At 42.8% G+C, this 18958-nt stretch carries 28 protein-coding genes; 6 read left to right on the top strand and 22 right to left on the bottom strand.

Annotated features, from left to right (window positions below):
• Window positions 1–29: 29 nt before the first annotated feature.
• From dnaB to H0266_RS14655, 3 genes are read right to left on the bottom strand one after another with little or no spacing between them, the layout of a single operon-like run.
• The gene (gene dnaB, locus H0266_RS14665) at window positions 30–1286 is read right to left on the bottom strand and encodes a replicative DNA helicase (RefSeq protein ID WP_181473172.1); all 1257 of its coding nucleotides are present in this window, start codon (window positions 1284–1286) and stop codon (window positions 30–32) included.
• Entirely contained in the window at window positions 1276–1608 is a 333-nt protein-coding gene (locus tag H0266_RS14660) for a hypothetical protein (protein WP_181473171.1), read from the bottom strand. The genes dnaB and H0266_RS14660 overlap by 11 nt, the downstream gene beginning before the upstream one ends.
• Window positions 1605–2315: a DnaD domain protein gene (locus tag H0266_RS14655; RefSeq protein ID WP_181473170.1), complete on the bottom strand. Its 711-nt coding sequence runs from the start codon at window positions 2313–2315 to the stop codon at window positions 1605–1607. The genes H0266_RS14660 and H0266_RS14655 overlap by 4 nt, the downstream gene beginning before the upstream one ends.
• A 101-nt stretch (window positions 2316–2416) precedes the next feature.
• On the opposite strand from H0266_RS14655, the gene H0266_RS14650 reads away from it, so the two are divergent.
• Window positions 2417–2680, top strand: a complete 264-nt coding sequence (locus tag H0266_RS14650; RefSeq protein ID WP_181473169.1) for a hypothetical protein — start codon at window positions 2417–2419, stop codon at window positions 2678–2680.
• 115 nt (window positions 2681–2795) lie between these two features.
• Window positions 2796–3293, top strand: a complete 498-nt coding sequence (locus H0266_RS14645) for a hypothetical protein (RefSeq protein WP_181473168.1) — start codon at window positions 2796–2798, stop codon at window positions 3291–3293.
• 132 nt (window positions 3294–3425) lie between these two features.
• Here H0266_RS14645 and H0266_RS14640 read toward each other — a convergent pair whose 3' ends face one another.
• The 3 genes from H0266_RS14640 to H0266_RS14630 form a co-directional block, all read right to left on the bottom strand.
• On the bottom strand, window positions 3426–4550 hold the full coding sequence (locus H0266_RS14640) for a hypothetical protein (RefSeq protein ID WP_181473167.1): 1125 nt from the start codon (window positions 4548–4550) through the stop codon (window positions 3426–3428).
• A 347-nt stretch (window positions 4551–4897) separates the two neighbouring features.
• Window positions 4898–5122, bottom strand: coding sequence for a hypothetical protein (locus H0266_RS14635; RefSeq protein ID WP_181473166.1), 225 nt, complete (start codon window positions 5120–5122; stop codon window positions 4898–4900).
• A 365-nt stretch (window positions 5123–5487) separates the two neighbouring features.
• Window positions 5488–6033, bottom strand: a complete 546-nt coding sequence (locus H0266_RS14630) for a hypothetical protein (RefSeq protein WP_181473165.1) — start codon at window positions 6031–6033, stop codon at window positions 5488–5490.
• A gap of 761 nt (window positions 6034–6794) precedes the next feature.
• On the opposite strand from H0266_RS14630, the gene H0266_RS19525 reads away from it, so the two are divergent.
• Together H0266_RS19525 and H0266_RS14620 are read left to right on the top strand one after the other, a co-directional pair.
• Window positions 6795–6968, top strand: a complete 174-nt coding sequence (locus H0266_RS19525; protein ID WP_246364037.1) for a hypothetical protein — start codon at window positions 6795–6797, stop codon at window positions 6966–6968.
• Between the two features lie 336 nt (window positions 6969–7304).
• Window positions 7305–7808, top strand: coding sequence for a hypothetical protein (locus tag H0266_RS14620; RefSeq protein ID WP_181473164.1), 504 nt, complete (start codon window positions 7305–7307; stop codon window positions 7806–7808).
• 72 nt (window positions 7809–7880) lie between these two features.
• On the opposite strand, the gene H0266_RS14615 is transcribed toward H0266_RS14620, so the two are convergent.
• The 4 genes from H0266_RS14615 to H0266_RS14600 all read right to left on the bottom strand — a co-directional run bounded on the left by H0266_RS14615 (window position 7881) and on the right by H0266_RS14600 (window position 9983).
• The gene (locus H0266_RS14615; protein WP_181473163.1) at window positions 7881–8522 is read right to left on the bottom strand and encodes a DUF4352 domain-containing protein; all 642 of its coding nucleotides are present in this window, start codon (window positions 8520–8522) and stop codon (window positions 7881–7883) included.
• A 92-nt stretch (window positions 8523–8614) separates the two neighbouring features.
• Entirely contained in the window at window positions 8615–8962 is a 348-nt protein-coding gene (locus tag H0266_RS14610; RefSeq protein ID WP_181473162.1) for a DUF4064 domain-containing protein, read from the bottom strand.
• Between the two features lie 165 nt (window positions 8963–9127).
• Entirely contained in the window at window positions 9128–9502 is a 375-nt protein-coding gene (locus H0266_RS14605) for a DUF3221 domain-containing protein (protein WP_181473161.1), read from the bottom strand.
• A gap of 55 nt (window positions 9503–9557) precedes the next feature.
• The gene (locus tag H0266_RS14600; protein WP_181473160.1) at window positions 9558–9983 is read right to left on the bottom strand and encodes a hypothetical protein; all 426 of its coding nucleotides are present in this window, start codon (window positions 9981–9983) and stop codon (window positions 9558–9560) included.
• 459 nt (window positions 9984–10442) lie between these two features.
• Between H0266_RS14600 and H0266_RS14595 the strand changes: the two genes are divergently transcribed.
• Entirely contained in the window at window positions 10443–10745 is a 303-nt protein-coding gene (locus tag H0266_RS14595) for a hypothetical protein (RefSeq protein WP_181473159.1), read from the top strand.
• Window positions 10746–11014: 269 nt separating this feature from the next.
• Here H0266_RS14595 and H0266_RS14590 read toward each other — a convergent pair whose 3' ends face one another.
• From H0266_RS14590 to H0266_RS14565, 6 genes are all read right to left on the bottom strand, one after another.
• Window positions 11015–11521 (bottom strand): DUF6199 family natural product biosynthesis protein, encoded by a 507-nt coding sequence (locus H0266_RS14590; protein WP_181473158.1) that lies wholly within the window; start codon window positions 11519–11521, stop codon window positions 11015–11017.
• 43 nt (window positions 11522–11564) lie between these two features.
• Window positions 11565–11741 (bottom strand): hypothetical protein, encoded by a 177-nt coding sequence (locus H0266_RS14585; protein ID WP_181473157.1) that lies wholly within the window; start codon window positions 11739–11741, stop codon window positions 11565–11567.
• Window positions 11742–11792: 51 nt separating this feature from the next.
• Complete coding sequence (locus H0266_RS14580; RefSeq protein ID WP_181473156.1) at window positions 11793–11954, bottom strand: hypothetical protein; 162 nt, start codon at window positions 11952–11954, stop codon at window positions 11793–11795.
• Between the two features lie 72 nt (window positions 11955–12026).
• The gene (locus tag H0266_RS14575; RefSeq protein WP_181473155.1) at window positions 12027–12212 is read right to left on the bottom strand and encodes a hypothetical protein; all 186 of its coding nucleotides are present in this window, start codon (window positions 12210–12212) and stop codon (window positions 12027–12029) included.
• A gap of 64 nt (window positions 12213–12276) precedes the next feature.
• Window positions 12277–12588: a hypothetical protein gene (locus H0266_RS14570; protein WP_181473154.1), complete on the bottom strand. Its 312-nt coding sequence runs from the start codon at window positions 12586–12588 to the stop codon at window positions 12277–12279.
• 266 nt (window positions 12589–12854) lie between these two features.
• A complete protein-coding gene (locus H0266_RS14565) occupies window positions 12855–13217 on the bottom strand; it encodes a hypothetical protein (protein WP_181473153.1) in 363 nt (120 codons plus the stop codon).
• Window positions 13218–13870: 653 nt separating this feature from the next.
• Here H0266_RS14565 and H0266_RS14560 point away from each other — a divergent pair.
• Window positions 13871–14161, top strand: a complete 291-nt coding sequence (locus H0266_RS14560; RefSeq protein WP_246364123.1) for a hypothetical protein — start codon at window positions 13871–13873, stop codon at window positions 14159–14161.
• A 24-nt stretch (window positions 14162–14185) separates the two neighbouring features.
• Here the strand turns inward: H0266_RS14560 and H0266_RS14555 are convergent, their stop codons facing one another.
• From H0266_RS14555 to H0266_RS14530, 6 genes are all read right to left on the bottom strand, one after another.
• Window positions 14186–14392 carry a cytochrome C oxidase subunit IV family protein gene (locus H0266_RS14555; protein ID WP_181473151.1) on the bottom strand — a complete coding sequence of 69 codons (207 nt, stop codon included), beginning with the start codon at window positions 14390–14392 and terminating at the stop codon, window positions 14186–14188.
• A gap of 24 nt (window positions 14393–14416) precedes the next feature.
• Window positions 14417–14788 (bottom strand): cytochrome aa3 quinol oxidase subunit IV, encoded by a 372-nt coding sequence (gene qoxD / locus H0266_RS14550; RefSeq protein ID WP_181473150.1) that lies wholly within the window; start codon window positions 14786–14788, stop codon window positions 14417–14419.
• Window position 14789: 1 nt separating this feature from the next.
• Window positions 14790–15395 (bottom strand): cytochrome aa3 quinol oxidase subunit III, encoded by a 606-nt coding sequence (gene qoxC / locus H0266_RS14545; protein ID WP_181473149.1) that lies wholly within the window; start codon window positions 15393–15395, stop codon window positions 14790–14792.
• Window position 15396: 1 nt separating this feature from the next.
• On the bottom strand, window positions 15397–17340 hold the full coding sequence (gene qoxB, locus H0266_RS14540; protein ID WP_181473148.1) for a cytochrome aa3 quinol oxidase subunit I: 1944 nt from the start codon (window positions 17338–17340) through the stop codon (window positions 15397–15399).
• A gap of 24 nt (window positions 17341–17364) precedes the next feature.
• Window positions 17365–18312: a cytochrome aa3 quinol oxidase subunit II gene (gene qoxA / locus H0266_RS14535; RefSeq protein WP_181473147.1), complete on the bottom strand. Its 948-nt coding sequence runs from the start codon at window positions 18310–18312 to the stop codon at window positions 17365–17367.
• Between the two features lie 275 nt (window positions 18313–18587).
• Window positions 18588–18926 (bottom strand): hypothetical protein, encoded by a 339-nt coding sequence (locus H0266_RS14530; protein WP_181473146.1) that lies wholly within the window; start codon window positions 18924–18926, stop codon window positions 18588–18590.
• Window positions 18927–18958: the final 32 nt, after the last annotated feature.

The raw sequence follows: 18958 nt of genomic DNA, 5'->3' as shown, positions 1-18958 counted from the left end.
GAATGGGTTTTAATGAATATTCATATCTACTATATGTTGCTTCCATTACCCTTGAACCTACCATACTCCTTCCAGAACCCCAACATCACCGTCCCAACAGGACCATTCCGCTGCTTCCTCAAGATCACCTCCACCACATCACTGCCTTCCTGCGTATAGTAATCATCACGATACAAGAAGCTGATGACGTCGGCGTCTTGTTCGATGTTGCCGGATTCTCTCAGGTCGGACATCATCGGGCGTTTGTCCTGGCGTTGTTCGACGCTTCGGGAGAGCTGGGAGAGAAGGATGATCGGGATATTGAGTTCACGGGCGAGGAGTTTCAGTTCGCGGGTAATGGCGCCGACTTCGAGGTCGCGACGTTCGTAGCGGCCTGTGACGGTCATGAGCTGCAGGTAATCGATGATGACGAGGCGCTCGTGATTGGGGTCTTTGACGACAGATGCTCTGATTTTCGAGGTGATGTCTTGGATGGATTGGTCGCGTTCATGGATGGACAGGTTCCATTCGGCGATTTCGCCGATCACGTGGAAGGAGCGTTTGTAGTCGTCTGCAGAGAAGCACATCGATCGCCACTTCTGTCCGTCGATGCGGGCTTCGGAGGAAATCATACGCTGCAGGAGCTGTTTGGAGCCCATTTCGAGACTGAACAGGTCGACGGCTCCTCCGTTTTTGCAATGGTTCATTGCGATGTTCAAAGCGAAGGCGGTCTTCCCCATCGAGGGGCGGGCGGCGACGATGATCAAATCGCCGCGCTGCGCTCCTCCGGTCATTTTGTCATAGTCTTCGAATCCTGTAGAGAAGCCGGTCTGTCCTGGCGATGATGTCATTTCCATGGCGATTTCACTGAGCTGTTCTTTGACGGTCTGCTCTTCCGCTTCTTGGTCTTGATCCATCAGATGCAACTGCTGTTTCAATCCTAGTAGAGCATCCGTACTCGGATTTTCAATGTATTGGATGGCTGATTGTCTCATTTGCTGGTTGGTGTAGGATTCGATGAGCAGCTTCTCATAGACGTGGACGTTCTCGGTCGTCGGGACGGAGCCGGACAGCTCGAGCAGGTAGCTCACTCCCCCCACCTGTGCAATGTCGTCTGCTAGATTCGTCGTGACGGTCACGACGTCGACCGGCGTCCCGGTGTCATCGACCGCCTGCATCGCTGTGAAAAGAAGTCTATGTTCCTGCTTGGAGAAATGAACGGGTTCAAGGACGGTATGCTTGATGCGTTCTCCGTCTACGAGGAAGATTCCCAGTATGGCTTGTTCCGTCTGAAGGTTATGATTCATTGGACTTGTCCTCCGTGAGGGAACGGAATTTGTCCATGAACTGGCGGCGGATCTCATCGGACACTTCGGCGGCTTCTGCTTCCCACTGCTTCATCTGGTCCAAATGGTGGTTCTTCTCGGGTTCGTAGACCGCAATTTCCCCGATGGTCGGTGGGAACGGACTGCGGACGGCGAAATCGGACAGCTTCGACAGCACGGCTTGATAATCCATTTCCAAAAGCTTCGGAATCAGCATGTTCGCGACTCGCTCGGTGATATCGAATTTCTGCGGATACAGTTCACTGATCGTCTCGAGTACGTCGATTGCTTGTTCACGCTTCATGACTGCACCTCCTCTCTCAATTTATCGAACAGGGATTTGTTTTTGGTGGGCTTCTGACGGGTCTTCTTGTGATTCGCTTGAGCGCGTTCGACAGCTTTCAACGTGCGGACACCGGATTGCTGCCACTGCTTGAGGGCGCCTTCACAGTAGCTGAAGAACGGCTTGTTGCTGCGGACGGCGAGCTTCATCGATTCGATGACGAGATCATCGGACAGCTCCTCACACCACTTGGTGATGCTTTCTGCGATGTACGGGGACAACGTGCCGATATTGTTCTCGTAAAAATGATGTGGATTCTCGTCACGTGCTACTACTTCTTCTTTTTCTTTCGTTTCGTTTTGTTTAATTAATGTGTTCGACTTGCCGCTTTGATTGCCGTTCGTGTTGCCGCCACGGTTGTCGTTCTCGATGTCGTTTTCCATTTCTTCATATAACGGGATGATGTGGTAAATCGGGGCCTGGTTGCCGGGTCTTGATGTGAAGGTGATATAGCCTTTCTCGACGAGTTCCTGGCGTGCTTTACGGATGCCACTTTCGCTGAGGCTCGACTTCAGACAAAGGACGCTCATCGGAGCTGTGAATTCTTCTTTCCAGCGAGATTTGTTGTTCACGTGCATGAGGCTGTGCCAAAGGTTGATGGCGGCGGATGTCAGGGGGTTGAATTCTTGGTGATCGTAGAAGGCGTTGATGGCTTTGATATAGTTCATTTGAATTCTCCTATTCTTTTTTGAAAGATGGAGGAAAGTGCACTGAAAAACACTTCCTCGATACTATAATCGAAGGAAGTGTCGGTTAGGTGTCTATAAATTTGAAAGTTTTTTATTTTTTTCGAATTTTTTATGGGGACGGTTCTGTTGTTTGGGAATTGAACTTCAAACAAGTGAACCGTCCCTATAGAAAATTAGAAAATGAAGGAAACCGACAAAATGCAACGACTTCTCAACTCAAGAGAAAGCTCAAATCCTTCTTTGAAGCTGCCGGCGGTCCTGAACAAGATCCACATAGACTAGAAGGTGATAAGAACTGTTACTGCAAGAACTTACATATATCTACAACCAATAATAGTATGTAAAATAGTAGACCTATATGATGGCGAAGACTTCTTTTCAACTAATCATTTAGTCTCTAGTCAGACAGATCATTTCTGCTACAATGATGTAGACAAATCAAAGGAGGGAGTTCAGCAAATGCATAAAAGAACACTATTCATTGGAATTATTCTTTTGGTTTCAGCACTCCTAATTCAGAATTTTTACCTGAGCAACAAATTCACCAATTCACAAATTAGGTCTGATGGAATTGAATCAATGAAAGGCGCGGACTATACACTCACAAGGTTAACCTACATACTTAATATAATTAATTCAAATGATGAAAATGTAGATTTGATATTAGAAACAGAGGCTGATTATCTTAACCATGTTTACAGCCAGTTCAAACAGGACACTCGTGAACTTATAGTACACAAATCAAATGAAAGTGTTGAACTAGACTCATTCAAAGTTTTCAAGAATCTTAATTCTATCGAAGAAATGATATTCAATTATGATTCACTTTCCTTTGAAGAAATTGAAGTCTTAAAGTTCGAACTTAATAAAGCAATTACTACCTTGCAAGAAAGTATAAACTCATATAACCAGGGTAAAATAAAACCTTATTTACTTGAGTTAGACGTAACGTTATAAAGTATTGGCGGATATTTTCTCCAGACTATAAAAGATGATGCACTATCTAATTATCCCAATAAAAAACTTGTAGAAAAACAAATAGTTTTTCTACAAGTTAGAAACTGCAACTCTTGACTATCAAATTTTTAATTAGTTTACATCAACGTCATACTCGTAATCGTGAGTTGTATCCTCGTATGTCCACATGTAAACACTCATGGATTTATATGCTCTAGACTTGAATTGCATGTGAGTTTTTGTTCTTAAATCTTGAGTTCCATAACTTGTGTTGTAAGAAGTATCCATTTCTACACGCATGCCTAATTTATTTCCTTCTTCTTCACCCAAATTAGACTCAGGCATGTTCTCAATTTCATTTAAATCCAAACCAATCTTCTGAGCACCAATATCAACCCATGTTTTACCCACCTCTACAGGTACCGTCTGATAACCTACATATGGAACATACACAGGAAGGTTATAAGAATCAGTCTCATCCGCAACTGGATCAGCAGCAGCCCATTGGACAGCATTACCGTTTGAGTAGAAATATGTGTCAAAATCACTCACTTCATTGAAGTAGAAACTAATGTAACCTTCCTCTTTCCACTTATCTTTTACCTCATCAAAACGTGAGACTGCATTGACTGTATGATAATCAGATTGACCTCTACCTATAGTGTTTGGAGCTACAATTTGTGATCTCATACCGTTAGAAGCATACACGAACCTAGGGTCACCATAGGAGTCTGCTAACAAGCTAAATGTATTTTCATTAGTTTTAGCTTCAGGAGAAGTAACCTCTTTCCCATCAATTAGAGTTTTCTCACTTGTATTAGGTGCCTTACCATCAAAAATAAATGTTTTGTTATGTTCAGGTTTAGTTACACTGACCGTCGCTTTAGAGAACTTATTCTTAGGTTCTTTTTCAACTATTGCTTCAAATGTAAAATCTTCTTCGCCATTAACAATCCCTTCATACTTGATCAAATTTCCATCTTTCATTACTTTTTCACCAATTAGACTTAAGTTGATTTTCTCCACTTTATCTTTAATTGATCCTTCAAACTTTTTTTCTGTAACCTTTAGGTTCCCAATCACTTCTACTCCATTTTTTTCTTTAACATGCTGAGTATCACCTTCAACCTCAATAACAGATTCAGTTATTTGGTATGTACCAGTTGGATGTACTTTAATATTTTCCTGTGCGCTCACTGGGTTACTTACAAATAGTGAAAACAATAAAGTTAAAGCAATAAAAGTTAATTTTTTCATTTTTTTCCTCCTAAGGTATAATTTTGCCGGCAAACAGAATTTATCATCTTTCAACAAAGAAATAAAAGGGAAAAAATCACTTATTATCACTTTTATTGTACTTAATAATGCCTTAACCATTTTTGTAAATGGATAGTAAATTCACGTTAATTAATTGTTAATCACCAAAACCATTGATTTCAATGGTTTTTATGGCATTATTGACTAATATCTACAAAAGTCAATAGATTTCGCTTATGAAAGTTCAGTTCTCATCCCCCTTTTAAAGGGTGTTTTTAACTTATACTTTCACAACATATTTTTAAACAAATATTCGAATCTATATCTCAACTAGTCGAAGGGATGATTTATTCAGACTGCTTAACGTATATTGTGCACCCGAACATACCTTTTAGTTCCGCTGTGTAGTATTTTGCCACATTTTCATCAACCAACGTTCCTGTCCATAAGCGTAATGTGGAATCAAAATACTTATCATCCCCACGCTCATAAATCATCCACCCACATACCTCTTTCAATTTATCATGAGCTTTACCAAATGTATCAGCATCACGGTAGGCGCCGGTAGCCAACCTATATCGACCGTTGTCTGTTGGTTCCGGTACTTTAAATTGGATTAACTGATTCAGCCCGCAACTTAACCTTATTACCAGTGTCAGTTCCTATGCCCCCAGATGCATAAGCATAAATATTTTCAAGGATTTCTCTTATATACTTCGCGTTGTTGATGAACCCAAGTTCTACTAATCTATACGTGATGCCACGCCTTGCAACAGTTTACAGGATGTATAGATCATCTCAATAACTAATCCCACTACCAACTCATGTCCAAACTCTGACTCCGACGCTTTATCCGCCCTTAAGTGCAACAAACTGAAAGTGCATCACCCTTCCTTTACAGAGAAAAAGAAGTGGTGGTCAATCACTTTTAAATCAATCACTCGACTAACCGAGGGCCCACAATCTTATACCCAAACCCTATATGCGTCTTCTCCTCCAACGATTGCTGTTCTACTTGATCAAGCTGACGCTGAAGTTGTTCTGGTACGTCTCCCTCCACAATGGTTAAGTCGCGATTTATACGATCAAAATATACCACTCTTACATATTTTTCACTATCCATTGGTTCGCTGACCATTCTAGGAAACTGCTCTGAATTTGATACGACAAGTTGGTAATAAAGTGACTCCGTATCTTTTTCGGCAACATAGCCCTCGTGATGCGTGCTCAGGGTTGCATTTGATACTTCGGTCGTTTCGCCTGCCATTTGGATAGTAGTCGTTAATTGATCACCCTGGATATTAAAGCCTTCTACTTCAAGTGATGTGGGGATTTTATCAGGTTCCTCCCCTTTAGCGAACCCTCGCTCAGGTAAATCATATATACTTTCACCTTTAAATTCATATGATTTATTCCCTCCACTGTTACAACCTGATAGTACAGTTATGAGTACTATACTCAGTATGAATAGTGTACTTCTCATGTCGTTTTCCTACCTTTCATTTTGTTATGGCTTTATAATAGCCTCCCAAATCTTTATCGTACTAAAGCAGCGGGGAGGAAGACAGTTTTCAGTTTTGTTCTTATTATTTACTACGATCCTCTACCAGCTTTTGTTTTATAAAACGAAGGGACGGTTCTCTTGTTTGGGATTTTAACCTAGACAAGAGAATCGTCCCTATAGAAAATTCTTTCAAACTCGCAATCCTGGATAGTAAAATAAGGAAGAAGTGTTGAATGGATAGTCCATGATGATAGAGAAAGGTGAAACATGATGATAGAGAGTAAGACGAAGCTGGTTAGTTCGTTCATCATTCTATGTATATGTTTTTATTTATATTTTCCTTTTCCTGATAATGTTCTGTTTGAAGCGGAATCTTCGTTCATGAATTTTCCGGTTACTACTCAGGATGGCTACGATTTGCTAGGTGCAACCTGTTCTATTTTGTTTCTAATGGCGATAATATTAATTCTTTTTGGCATGAAGAAGTATCGACTTAGAGCTGTTTTTTTAGTCGTGTTAGGATATTCATTAATTCCTGGTTCTATGATCACACTCTATCAAGAGACTTATGCAAGTGGAGTTGAAGCCATTTCATAGAATGTGACTTTGAATATGTAAGCGAGGATTTAGTAAATGGGGACTGCAACCTTACGTTATACAATAGAAGTAATGAAACGGTGACATTTGAGCTGAAATTCTTAGATTTCAACTTCCGAGATGACTTACGGGTGGAATCACTCATGAATTTATCGGGGCCTTATACGATTACGATTGAAGCGAATCAAAAGAAGTCTATTGAACTAGATGAATCACTCGATTTGTCTGGAGTACAAAGACATAAACATATACAAAGCGGACGTTCCTCGAATAATAACCTTAAGATAATAGACGATGATACTGAAAGAATCCTATAAAGTAAGTTTCATTTTACATAACAAAGTTCATGATCTTTACTATTTATTGTGGTAAAGATTTGGTGATCAGTTACTTTTATGAACTTTATTAGTTTAGAATTTTCTTGATTAACTTGTATCCAATAAATACAAAACCAATTAAAATAGCAAGCATAATAATGATTACTGGATAATTGAATGTGTGTAGCATCTTATACCTCCTAACAAAATCAGGTTTATTTTACCATAGAGTGATAAAGACATGTAAGAGAGCTATTTATTTCTATAAAAATCTTGGGAGAGGATAAATAAACATGCTAGTATCTCAACAAATACATCATAGAAAGGGTGGTGGCATTGAAAAGAGTAATCACCATAATATTCTCATCCATTGTATTAGCAAGCTGTAATCCAACAGATGATTCAAAAGATGCCATTGAGGTCGATAAGAACGAAATGAATAGCACATCTTCAGAAGAAGTTGCGATCGAAGTCAATGGTCAAGAATATGAACCTAGTGTACTCCCAGGATGTGAAGCGGGGGATTCTTGTATTGAAATAAAAGGCGATGGGGATGTTGTTATGTTTGAGGGCAGTTCAGGTGAAGAAGTAAAGCCAACCGAAGTAAAGGCCGATATTGGTGATACGTTATCTCTTCTCTTTCCAAAAGACATTCATGAGCCAAATTCACTCCATTATACAAAAATAAACGGAGCTACTTACACGGACGAAAAGATTGAAAATAATCAAATAGAGGTTTCTGGTGATAAAAACAAGAACATTACATACCTTATTCACGCTAAATGGAATAGCCCCGATGAATCTAGGACAAACATTTTTTATGCTTTCAGTGTCAATTAAATGAAGGGACGGTTCTTCTGTTTGGGATTTCAACCAAACAAGAGAACCGTCCCCACAAAAACTGGCCCAAGACTACTTCAAATCGATGTTCACACTTTTTGTGCCCCAGAATCCGGCGTTGGCTTTCAGGGTCAGTTCGCTCATATCGATGTCTGTTCCGACCTCGAAGACGATCATGCCTTCTTTTTTCAAGCCGGGGTTGATTTCTTCGAGGAAGAGCATCTTCTCGCTCGGCATGACCATGATGAGCTCGCCATCATTCTTCGGACTGTACTCCGTGCCGTCTGCGGCAATCAAGCTGAAGAAGTTCGAGTCGGTCATGATGGGTTCACTCTGCCCGTTGTTAATGACTACATCGAGCACGATGAACTGGTTATCCGTGCTGACAGGATCGATGAACTGATTATCTGAATCAATCGTCTGCGTACTGTTGGCTTTCAAGACGGTGAAGCCGATCTCTTCAATCGTTGCGGTCTCGCCGATTCCGACGGATTTCGATGCTTCTTCTTCTTTTGGTTCTTCCGGCTCTTCCACTACTTCAGGTTCCGCTTCCTCTGGCTCCTCTACGGTCTCCTTCGACTTCTGCTCATCACTTGCAGGTTCGGTTGGCGCAGGTTCCGTTGTTTCCTCATCGCCCGCTACAAGTGCAACCACAATGATCAATGCCATAAAGACCCCAAACGCTATAAGCAACCCTTTTAATAGCTTTTTCACCTTGTATATCCTCCTATTTGCTCGGATGCCTCTCTTGGAAAACATATCTTTCCATTAAAAAACCGCCGCTTAGGCGGTTTTCTCTGAATAGATCAGGCGACCATGTCCGCTTCCTTGCTCTCTTTTCTGATTATGCCCATCAATCCTGCCGCAATCAGGAAGAGCGCTGGAATGATGCCAAACAAACTGATGGAGATGACGAGTCCTACGGCGCTAGCGAGCATCAGCCAACCGGCTAGTTTCGGTTTGAACTTAACGAGAATGCCTCCGACGACTGCAATAATACTGAAAATGAATGCACTGGTTCCGAGCGCGCTGAATTCGCTTGCGCCGCTGTTGAACGATTCGTCCACAGCTCCGATGAAGAGCGCGAAGAATGCTCCTCCGAACCCGAATAATCCTCCCATGATGCCGAGTACCATTTCTGTTGTTCTACTCATGATGATCCACCTTTCTCTGATGTAATCAAGCCCATGATAATCATATGGTGGAGGATGAGAATACAGTACAATTTTTCATGGGGACGGTTCTCCCGTTTGCTCATAATGAAAAGTGCCTGCCCCTTCTACTATAGTGTAAAGCGTGAAGGAGCAGGCACTTTTTTGTTATTCCGGATCGTTGATTTCTCGAATTAACACAGTGTACGATGCATGACCCGGAGCGGTCAATTGCATCCCGCCACCCATATAAGCTTTGACTTTATCACCTTTTTCGAAAGTAGTGCCAAATAAAGAAGTCAAGTATTCTTTGTTATGAATTGTACCATAGTGTTCGTCGGCTTTCTGTTCTAGGTACGCAAGCCTTTCTTCCTCTTCTCTACTTTCAATCTCATCCAGAAATGGCTCACTAATAATATGGATCGTATCGTCACTGGTTGATACCACATAGCCTACTTCAGTAGAAAGGATACTCAGAAAGATGAACATTCCGATTAATATTATTAACAGCAAAGTGGAAATGGCGATGAAAATTTTCTTCATTTTCGATTATCCTCCTTTACTCGTTTTAATTAAATGAGGAGTGACGGGTGTTTGATTAATGGTACATTCCTTTAGACTTAGGAAGTTCTTTGTATTCTTGTTTGCTTTTAACGATGTTGAATATATAATCCCTTAACCTAATCATTTGTTTTGTATCATTGGTCGTCGTGCAGTATTTACCAGAAATGAATAATGTGACCGCTCTGCCATCGATCCTAATCTTCCACTCATCTTCCCCATGTGGTTGCTGCACACAGTTATCAGATTCCGGAGTGAAGTTTTTCGTTTCTAGTACGTTGATCTCTTTCATCTTTTTATAAATGTTGTTCATTTGTTCTTTTGTAAAGTTGATCTCTGTCGTTGCTGTTCCATCCAGTATCAAGTCTTTCGTCACGGTACCTTCGAAAGTATTAATTCCATTCTTTTTACCCATACCGAATTGAATGGAAAAGTCGAAGTCGTCAGGCATTTGTTCGGGCATACTTTGGGCATTGGTTTCTTTTGGACCTGAGGAGCTTAAATTAGGATGTAACGGACTACAGGCACCGAGTATCAGAGTAAATAAAAGAAAAGGTAACAGCTTTTTCAAAAAATCACCTCTCAAAATAATTCTGATCAGGAACTGATGTTCAGTTCATTTACTTATGTAGCTTCATCGCCTCCCCATCGATCATAATCTTCTAATTCATGTAATTTCCAATAAAATGGAATCATTCATCAAGAGTATCATTATTTCGTTTCAAAGGAAATTGGTAGCTTCAGAGCATTATGCGGGGACGGTTCTCCCGTTTGCTCGAACCGCCCTCTCAACCGAGGGGAATGAAGCTGGATTGGGTCTGGCGGATAGGATTAGGCGTCGGATGTTATCTTTTGTGTATCTTCTACTTGAGTGAAACCGACCACATGACAGATTCGTATGAAAGGGGTAGGAGGGAAGCAAATGGGTATAGTGATATTTCTTTTGGTGCTTGCTGCCATTATTACGATTGTGTATTCAATTTACAAACATTCAGGGTATCAGAAGGGGAACATCGTCTTACACCTGGATGAATGGTACAAAGATTATAATAAGTATGTAAAAGCGATTGAATCAGAGTTGGAGGAACAAGGTAAAGAGGTACACTACCGCGGAGACTTTGAATTCGAGATTGATGGCAAATCTTATATCTTACATCCGCAGATTGTCACGACCTTTCGTGTCCCCAATCAACGGACGATTTTAATGCCGAAGGACAAGTCATGACTCTGTTGGTACTTTAAGCCACAAAAAGAGCAAGACCGCTATCCAGGCGGCCTTGCTCTTTTTATTCGTATGGGATCGAATGCTCTTCTGCCCATTCACGTGCAATGCGCGGTAGGCTTCGTCTTTGTAGGCATACCATTCCTGGTCGATGCCTAAGTGGAAGGCTTTATCCTTGAAACGGCGGAAGGCTCCGCGCCCCCGGATGTCATATACAGCCTCCTTAAAACCACCATATCTACAAAGTTTTCTCTAAAAGAAACTCAAGGCGATCACAAAGCGAACAGCCCGAGCAGCGCAACGATCACTCCCCCTACACGATTCGCACCCAAAGCAAGGTCACTCGGCTCCGCACCGCGAAGCTTCCAGCCAATCTCCAAGTACCAGGCCGTACGCGAGGAAAAGGTCGCAATCACACCGAACAGCACCATCAGAATGCCGATCGGGCTGCCAGATGGTTCCTGTTCATCCATCGTTGAATGGACCGCATGATTCTGCTTGTAAATTTCCAGCGCTTCCTCTGCCATATCCGTCTCTTCCGAGGTCAAGCTTCCAGAACCACCCGCTCTCCCGGTATTCCCCGTTTCTTCGTACCAATAGTCACGACCATTTTCAAATCGCACCTCATACCTGAAGCCATTCGAGAGCTCTTCATACGAAAATTTGACGACGTCTCCATTCGATAGTTTGATTCTTTCCCATGTTGAGTCGGCTGACACTGGAGTTACGATCGATCCACTAATCAGCAACGACAACAATAGGAATACGATGCGTTTCATACTGTAAATCCCCCATATGTTTTGTTTCCATTATGTATTGCGCTTACTTTCTCGATAAGTAATACTTTGCATTGGCAAAAGAGATGGATCCTGCCAAAAACAGCACCACAATCAACCAGCTCGCCAAGCCGTCGAACTCACTGCCCAAAATAAAGACATTTACTAATGTGACGACAACAATCAGCACCATCACTGCATACATGGCAGTCACCCATTTCATCACTTTCCCTCCTCTTTTATATGCATGTTTTTAAACCCTTGGTTAAGTAGTTCAATCACTGGTATGATTTTTTTCTTTAAGTAGTGCAATGATTTCTTTGTTTTGTTCCACTTGAATGTCGCTATTCACTTTGATTAAACGAATCCACCTGATTAGAAACGCTACTAAAATCACTGGGATGAAAGTAAACAGCGTAGGAATGAATAAGTCCATTCAAATCCCTCCTTCTTATGATGATTTACAACTTCGCATACTTAAATGGAGTGATCGTGATATAAACGGAGGTTAGGATTCCCTGCTTTTAATGACTCTTTTTACTCCCATTACAACCGATGTACCGACTAAACCACCGATCGCTACACCAATAAACGGAGCCCAGCCTATTGCTTCATCGCTGAATATACGTACAACGACTACCGAAATAAGCACACCAAAACACCAGGCTGACCACCTTTTGCTTATATCTTTCATACTTATCACCCCTGCACCATTATCGATCACGTTGATTGTATCAGCAAATGAATCTCTAAACTTCCTATAAGTAAATGACAATCATCGTGATTAAACTCACGATCGTATAGAGGACAGACCCGAAGAACACACTACCTAGATTGGTCTTCAGCGCCTCTTCCTCTTGCACCTGAAAAATAGATAGGGTGGCCGCATAATTGGCTCCTTTAGATATCGATCCTCCGCTACTGTTGAATAAAAAAAGAAAGACGGACAAGCCAAGGCCAATGAAAAAGCTCCACACATTATAGGAAAACGGAACAAGTAGACTCGCTACCCATACGATCAAGCTGATCAGTAGTGACGACACAACAGATTTTAAGATCAGTCGCTTCATATCTAACCCCCCTCTTTCTCTTTACGATAAAAAAGAGGGAAGGTTTCGTTTTTCCTTACTTTCCTCTCCTCAACATGGATGATGTTCTTAAAGTGAACCTATTTCCTAATCGGGCAAGTGCTTGAGCATCCAAACCTCATAGCAGATACCGTGAATTCAAACAACAGAACCGTCCCCACAGCAAGTTTCCATTAAGAGAATATTCAGCTGTGGAAATGTAAAGAAGTGCATAAGAAAAGACCTCGATTGAAGGTCAAATTCATTCCTTATTCACTTGGCATATACCCAATCACCTTATTTGTATCGGGTTCGATTATTATTAATGGTGTGCCAACAACGCTATTCTCCTTATCTTCAAAGGAAACAGATAATACTTCTTTGCCATCATAAGTTCCATCTAATAGCTCGTAGTTGTTGTCACCAACGACTTTTTTTACTTCGGCACTCTGCCAATTGTCCTTTGCAGTATCATTCCAACCTTTTTCTTTAACAAATTTCCAAACGTTTTCTCTCACTTCATTATAATCATCTGCATCATTTGGGCTTACGGCATTTTGATTATCAGAACAGCCAACTAACAAAAGTGCCGAGAAGACTGTTATTACAATATATAAAACTTCTCTTCTCATATCTTTTTCACCCTTCTCATATTAGACGTTTAAAATCCATAACAGTTTCAGTGTAATAGTTGTCTAAAGCCATCGATTTATATGACGATATTATCAAACTTTTATGGAGACGGTTCTTTTGTTAAATCTTATAAGAAGCATGTGGCTATCCAAATCAGTAATAAAGCAAATAAGATCGCTGCGACGTGGTGGACCCAGCTTCCTTAACCCTTTCCTTTCGCAATATCAAAGTCCCTTAGGATGATGGCTCCCCAACCTAAGACGACGAGTACGATGATGATCACGGACAAAATGATGTCATTCATATAAACCCTCCATGTTGGACTATGAACTCTATTGCCTAAAGCGCCCATTTACAAACTATTCCATCGAAGGACCTACATTCAAACCGCCCGCCCCGTTCACATTCGCCTAGAAGAGACTGTCACTCACATCAGAAGGAAAACCGAACGGGAGAACCGTCCCCACGTTTACCCACGTTTACTTCAAACAAGAGAACCGTCCCCACGTTTAAGCCCCATCAAAAACGGATACAAAAAAATATAAGCCTAATTATGAACATTTTGTGTCTAAAGTGAGAATTTTTTGTTACAATAGGATTAAGAAAACGTTTTCAACGTCGAGACATCTAAAAGGGGATGATTTACGTGGATATGATCGTTGTGTTCTTACTATTAGCTACCGTTGCGCCATTTCTATTTATCATAACTAAAAAGACAGCTTTAGCTGTTGTTCAATCTATCCTACTCATCGGCATGTGGCTGTACTTTTTCCAGGTCACGATGTACACAGACCCCGGCGCTTTTTCCATTACATGGTCGATGTTCTATCTAAGCCTGATCGGTGCACATGTGGCTTGGGTAATGTTCATCATAGCTACCGTTGAAGCAAGCCCTGCTTATCAAGAGAGCTTAGACAAAGAAAAAGAAACGCTCCTTCCATGATAATTGGAAGAAGCGTTTCTTTTTTTACTCTTTCGGTTGCAGTTTCACGAGCTGGATCATCGCTTGTGTGAAACTGAGCCCTGTCACGATGAACAAGAGAAGTTTAGGGTCATAGGAGGAATACAAAGCACCACCTAATGAAAAAGCCGTCAGCGTAATGCAAAGGACAAATCCGATCAAATCTTTCCATGGCCAGCCGGCCTCCATAGGCATGTTTCGTTTCTGTTCCATCCTTATAACCCCCATTATTAATGATTAGTGACCGCTATGGTCTTGTTGTTCTTCGTGCTGTTGGTGATCTCCACCGCCACCACCATGGCCATCATGATCAAAGCCGAAGGACATCGTGAACAGAGATCCTGCGACGATGATGCCGGCCAAAGCGAAACCGTGGAACATCATATTCCATGGGACGTGGCCATTTCCGCTTGAAGCTTCGGTGACGTGCATGAACATGAACAATTGCACGCCTGCTTGCAGTAAGGCCAGAATCATGATTCCGATGATGACCCAGCTGACAGGCAAGTCGGATCCGATGGCCGCCCAGGCAGCAACGAGCGTCATGGCTAGGGACAAGACAAATCCGATGACATGGTTTGTTGGGACACGTTTATTTGAACTGGCCATATTACAACACCATCCCTATTAGATAGACACTTGTGAAGATGAAGATCCAAATGACATCAAGGAAGTGCCAATATAAGCTGATAATAAAGAATTTACGGCTTGTGACGTTCGTCAGTCCGCGCTTTCTTATTTGAATCAAGAGCAGGATCGCCCAGCCGATACCGAGCGTGACGTGCAGACCGTGGGTTCCGGCCAGTGTAAAGAACGCCGACCAGAAAGCACTGGACTGCATCGTCGCCCCTAGGTGGGCATAGTGGACGAATTCATATATTTCAAAACCGAGGAAACCGAGTCCTAAGGCCAAGGTGATCGACATCCAAATCGTAAGCCCCTTGACGGACCCTCGGCGCATTTCATGAATCGCAAGTCCACAAGTGAAACTACTAGTCAAGAGTAGGAACGTCATGATCAGCACGATGCCTGGCTCGAATAATTCACCTGGAACCGGTGCATCCGCCGTACGTCCGTACAGGACAGCATAGGTCGCAAAAAGGGTCGCGAAGAGGACGACTTCGGCTCCAAGGAAAATCCAAAAGCCCATGATGCCCATTTGCCCTTCTTGCGTGCGGTATTCTAATGGCCCTGTTTTCAGTTCTTCTGCAGCCATATCATAACCCCCTCGCTTTTTTCTCTGTGCGTTTGATTTCATCGACCGGCACATAATACCCGTCATCATAGTCGAAGGAACGGACGATCATCATGATGACGCCTCCGATTAATCCGAAGATCGCGACATACATCCATTCGAAGACAAGCCCGAAACTTGCGAGTCCGAGCAGAGCCATGAAGAGGATAGGCTGAGCCGTGTAACTCGGCATGTGAATCGGCTTAAGCTCCGACTCTTCATACGTTGTTTTTCCTTCTTCTTTCATACGAAGGTATGGGTCGATTTCATCCACATAAGGTACCGTTGCAAAGTTGTAATATGGAACCGGTGTCGTCGTCGCCCATTCAAGCGTACGTCCATTTCCATTCCAAGAGTCGCCTGTTGTTTCGCGCTCGCTGTAGCGGAAGCTGTAGTACACGTTGTAGACGAAGACCATGAATCCAAGTCCCATACCGAACGCACCGACTGTCGAAATGACGTTAAGCGGCAGCCATTCGGCAACGTTCGTAATGAACAAACGACGCGGCATTCCATCTAGGCCAAGGAAGTACTGCGGGAAGAAGCAGACATGGAAGCCGAAGAAGAACAACCAGAATGCCCACTTACCGATGCGTTCGTTCATCTTATGGCCGAACATTTTCGGATACCAGAATGTAAGACCTGCGAAACAGGCGAATACGGTACCCGCAATCAGCACATAGTGGAAGTGCGCGATCAGGAAGTACGAGTTGTGGAACTGGTAGTCAGCTGCTGCCATACCGAGCATGACCCCTGTGACACCACCAAGAATGAAACTTGGGATGAACGCAAGTGACCACATCATCGGTACGGTAAACTCGATTTTCGATTTATATAAGGTGGCGAGCCAGTTGAAGATCTTCACTCCGGTCGGCACGGCAATCAACATCGTCGAAATCGAGAAGATCGAGTTGACGAAGGCGCCGGCACCCATCGTAAAGAAGTGGTGCACCCATACTAAGAAACTGAGCAATGCAATGACGATCATCGACCAAACCATCACATTGTATCCGAACAAACGCTTTTTCGCGAACGTCGCGATGACTTCTGAGAAAATACCGAATGCCGGAAGAATGACAATATAGACTTCCGGGTGTCCCCACATCCAGAAGAGGTTCGCCCACATCATCGGCATACCTTCCCCTGTCAATGTAAAGAATTGAGACCCGAAAATACGGTCAAGCGTAAGTAGCGCAAGCGCTACGGTCAAAATCGGGAACGCGAATACGATAATGAAAGACGTGACCAATGTCGACCATGTAAAAATCGGCATATGGAAAAGCTTCATGCCTGGCGCACGCATTTTCAAAATCGTGACCATCAAGTTGATTCCTGTTGCCAGGGTACCAATACCGGATAGCTGCAATCCCATCAGATAGAAGTTCTGTCCTGGTCCCGGGCTCATCGCTGCACCGGATAGTGGTGTATAACTCGTCCACCCTGCATCCGGAGCTCCTCCGATGACGAAGGAGATGTTGAAAAGCGCCATTCCGAAGAAGAACGACCAGAAACTCAAAGCGTTCAAATAAGGGAACGCAAAGTCACGGGCACCGATTTGTAATGGAACGATGATGTTCATCAAACCGATCAGGAACGGCATCGCCATGAAAATGATCATGATCGTCCCGTGTGTTGTAAAGATTTCATTATAGTGCTGGGAATTCAAGAATCCCAAATCAGGAAATGCCAACTGCACACGCATCATCATGGCGTCTACGCCACCACGGAATAACATGAGCAGGGCACTTAATATATACATGACACCGATTTTCTTATGGTCGACTGTCGTCAGCCATTCGCGCCATAACCAGCCCCACTTTTTGAAATACGTCAAAAGGAACAGAAGGGCGATTCCAACGAGTACCATCGAAACCATGGCACCGTAGATGATCGGCTCACCGGTGACTAAAATATCTGTAATGTGCATGTCTTCACCTGCTTTCTTTCAGTTCTATTTCCAGGTTTCTTGTTTTTCGATTTCATACAAATGAAGCTTCTCTTTGAAGAGATCACGGTATTGCTCTACTACGTAGCCCATATCTTCGTTCGTATGGTGTTGAAGGTACTCCAGGTGTGTGCTTGAGAAGGTCTCTTTGTCCGTCAAACCAGGTTTGAGCAGCTCATTATAACGCTCACGTGTAAGCTCTGGAGCTTCGGATGATACTTCTTCCACCCAAGCGTTGAACTCGTCTTCACCTTCAGCGTGCACTTTGAAGGTTTGAGCGGCGAACCCTTCTCCGTTGAAGTTCGAATTACGTCCGTCATAAATGCCTTCTTCATCCGCTTGAAGGTACAATTTCGTCCTCATCCCAGCCATGTTGTACTTTTGACCACCGAGAGCCGGAATCCAAAGGGCTGACATGGAATCCGCTGACGTTAAACGGAATTCGATCGGACGATCTGTCGGGATGTGTAAGTAATTGACGGTTTCAATATCCTGTTCCGGATAACTGAAGAACCATTTCCAATCCGCCGTCGTCGCATGTATGACAAGCGGCTCCTTCACCTCTTCCCCTGCTTCAGGCTCTGGAGGCTTTTCTAAAGCATAGTTCGTCGTCACCGTCGGAATCGACAATAGCGCGACAATGATGAACGGGATGACCGTCCAAACGATCTCGATCATCGTATTCCCGTGCAAGTTCGGATCATAGTCCTTATCTTTGCGGCCGGGACGGTTCTCGCGATACTTGATGAGCATGTAAGCAAACAAAGCAAACACGACGACAATGATACCGATCATGAACCAGAACGCATATACAATCAGGTCATATTGCATTTGTGAGACAGGCCCTTTCGGATCAAGTATCGTCATTTCTAATTGCCCACACCCGCTTAAGAAAATGATCAAGCTGAGCGGCAGCAATCCTAACCATCTATTACGGAGATGTTTAGCTTTCATTAATCTGAACCCTCCTATCAAACTGTTACATATTTCTATAAAATGGGATCCCATAAACTACTAGACGTATTAGGGCTTGCCTGATTATATCAGATTTTGACGAAATAAAGACAAGTGTTCACAACTTCGTAATATATCGTTCACGAAGTGTTAATAATTTCGCCATATGTTAGACGCTTTCAAGGAAATTACTTGTATTATGGGATTAAAATGGGGACGGTTCTCTTGTTTGGAATAAAGATTCAAACAAGAGAACCGTCCCTATGTAAGCTTTATTAATCTATCTTCTTCACTTCAAACTCTAATCGGTCTTGATCCCAGACATCGTCATCATAATCCTTGATGATTTTCACCTGTACTTTCTCACCTTCATCGTAGTTCTCGGGATTCTCAACTTGTATCGTTCGTGAATCTGGCCTATTTGCAAATGGATAGGGGGCTGTGGGGGAGTCTGCATCACTAACGGTTGCCCTTCCAAAAATACCGATTTTCATATCTCCGGTTTCTTCATTTATTTCGGTTATGTCTCCTAAAATAAAAGTACCTTTTGGGGAACAACCGATCAAGGTCATAGCTAATATTGCGATTACGATTAGAAGCTTGCTTTTCGGCATATGATCCTCCTCTTTCCTTATTCGTTTTCTAT

This window comes from Halobacillus locisalis (assembly GCF_013694105.1).
Taxonomy (GTDB): Bacteria; Bacillota; Bacilli; order Bacillales; family Halobacillaceae; genus Halobacillus; species Halobacillus locisalis.
This window is presented reverse-complemented; position numbering and strand designations above follow the sequence as displayed.

Bases quoted from the DNA above. Each gene is read 5' to 3' on its own strand.
- dnaB (WP_181473172.1), bottom strand. From the start codon at position 1,286: ATGAATCATAACCTTCAGACGGAACAAGCCATACTGGGAATCTTCCTC.
- H0266_RS14660 (WP_181473171.1), bottom strand. From the start codon at position 1,608: ATGAAGCGTGAACAAGCAATCGACGTACTCGAGACGATCAGTGAACTG.
- H0266_RS14655 (WP_181473170.1), bottom strand. From the start codon at position 2,315: ATGAACTATATCAAAGCCATCAACGCCTTCTACGATCACCAAGAATTC.
- H0266_RS14645 (WP_181473168.1), top strand. From the start codon at position 2,796: ATGCATAAAAGAACACTATTCATTGGAATTATTCTTTTGGTTTCAGCA.
- H0266_RS14640 (WP_181473167.1), bottom strand. From the start codon at position 4,550: ATGAAAAAATTAACTTTTATTGCTTTAACTTTATTGTTTTCACTATTT.
- H0266_RS14630 (WP_181473165.1), bottom strand. From the start codon at position 6,033: ATGAGAAGTACACTATTCATACTGAGTATAGTACTCATAACTGTACTA.
- H0266_RS19525 (WP_246364037.1), top strand. From the start codon at position 6,795: ATGAATTTATCGGGGCCTTATACGATTACGATTGAAGCGAATCAAAAG.
- H0266_RS14610 (WP_181473162.1), bottom strand. From the start codon at position 8,962: ATGAGTAGAACAACAGAAATGGTACTCGGCATCATGGGAGGATTATTC.
- H0266_RS14605 (WP_181473161.1), bottom strand. From the start codon at position 9,502: ATGAAGAAAATTTTCATCGCCATTTCCACTTTGCTGTTAATAATATTA.
- H0266_RS14600 (WP_181473160.1), bottom strand. From the start codon at position 9,983: ATGCCCGAACAAATGCCTGACGACTTCGACTTTTCCATTCAATTCGGT.
- H0266_RS14595 (WP_181473159.1), top strand. From the start codon at position 10,443: ATGGGTATAGTGATATTTCTTTTGGTGCTTGCTGCCATTATTACGATT.
- H0266_RS14590 (WP_181473158.1), bottom strand. From the start codon at position 11,521: ATGAAACGCATCGTATTCCTATTGTTGTCGTTGCTGATTAGTGGATCG.
- H0266_RS14585 (WP_181473157.1), bottom strand. From the start codon at position 11,741: ATGAAATGGGTGACTGCCATGTATGCAGTGATGGTGCTGATTGTTGTC.
- H0266_RS14580 (WP_181473156.1), bottom strand. From the start codon at position 11,954: ATGGACTTATTCATTCCTACGCTGTTTACTTTCATCCCAGTGATTTTA.
- H0266_RS14575 (WP_181473155.1), bottom strand. From the start codon at position 12,212: ATGAAAGATATAAGCAAAAGGTGGTCAGCCTGGTGTTTTGGTGTGCTT.
- H0266_RS14570 (WP_181473154.1), bottom strand. From the start codon at position 12,588: ATGAAGCGACTGATCTTAAAATCTGTTGTGTCGTCACTACTGATCAGC.
- H0266_RS14565 (WP_181473153.1), bottom strand. From the start codon at position 13,217: ATGAGAAGAGAAGTTTTATATATTGTAATAACAGTCTTCTCGGCACTT.
- H0266_RS14560 (WP_246364123.1), top strand. From the start codon at position 13,871: ATGATCGTTGTGTTCTTACTATTAGCTACCGTTGCGCCATTTCTATTT.
- H0266_RS14555 (WP_181473151.1), bottom strand. From the start codon at position 14,392: ATGGAACAGAAACGAAACATGCCTATGGAGGCCGGCTGGCCATGGAAA.
- qoxD (WP_181473150.1), bottom strand. From the start codon at position 14,788: ATGGCCAGTTCAAATAAACGTGTCCCAACAAACCATGTCATCGGATTT.
- qoxC (WP_181473149.1), bottom strand. From the start codon at position 15,395: ATGGCTGCAGAAGAACTGAAAACAGGGCCATTAGAATACCGCACGCAA.
- qoxB (WP_181473148.1), bottom strand. From the start codon at position 17,340: ATGCACATTACAGATATTTTAGTCACCGGTGAGCCGATCATCTACGGT.
- qoxA (WP_181473147.1), bottom strand. From the start codon at position 18,312: ATGAAAGCTAAACATCTCCGTAATAGATGGTTAGGATTGCTGCCGCTC.
- H0266_RS14530 (WP_181473146.1), bottom strand. From the start codon at position 18,926: ATGCCGAAAAGCAAGCTTCTAATCGTAATCGCAATATTAGCTATGACC.